Genomic DNA, 685 nt, shown 5'->3' with positions numbered 1-685 from the left:
GCAAGATCACAATGAATTCCTCCCCGCCGAAGCGCGCACCACAATCGCCCGGCCTGCGGATCGATTGTTGTATGACCCCGCCGACCTGATGCAGCGCGCAATCACCGGCAAGATGACCAAAGCGGTCATTGAAATGTTTGAAATAATCTATGTCGATCAGGGCGACCGAAAGCGGCCTTTCTTCTCGACGGCAACGGCGCATTTCGGTGCAGACGAAGCGCTCCATGCCCCGCCGATTGGCAAGGCCGGTCAGCGCGTCCGTTTCCGCCAGTTCCTGCAATTTGGTGTTGAAGCTTTGCAGCTTCTCATATTTGCCCGACAAATCGGCGATGCGCCTTTTGAACGGGGAAATGTCAGTCAACGTCACGAAGGTTGCAATCGTTTCGCCGCTGACGCTCGGAAGAGGAGTTGCCTGACTCTTCCAGCGAATAGGTAGCTTACTTCTGTAGTCTATACACGAAATTAGCATCTGATATGTCCGATACACATCAGCTCATATGTGAGCTAACTGTTTATCAAGTGCGGAAATCATAGTTAGCCAAAAGTTAACCGCACAAGGGCAGCGAATCACACAAAGAACGATAATCTTGCCTTATCGCTCCTTTCGTACCGGCTGCCAGATCAGCGGCAGCGACGCGCAGATCTATTCGCAGATCCTGAAAAGCTTTCATCGCGTCTTGCTTAC

The 685-nt window shown here is 52.1% G+C and carries 1 protein-coding gene; it reads right to left on the bottom strand.

The window, feature by feature from the left end:
• Nucleotides 1-322 (bottom strand): GGDEF domain-containing protein (locus tag JNC80_RS20000; RefSeq protein ID WP_376711424.1); only part of this gene is annotated, 322 nt, incomplete at its 3' end.
• Nucleotides 323-685: the final 363 nt, after the last annotated feature.

It is taken from the genome of Pseudochrobactrum lubricantis (assembly GCF_041929865.1).
Lineage (GTDB): Bacteria > Pseudomonadota > Alphaproteobacteria > Rhizobiales > Rhizobiaceae > Pseudochrobactrum > Pseudochrobactrum saccharolyticum.
The sequence above is the reverse complement of the archived record's forward strand: the minus strand, read 5'-3'. Positions and strand labels throughout refer to the sequence as shown.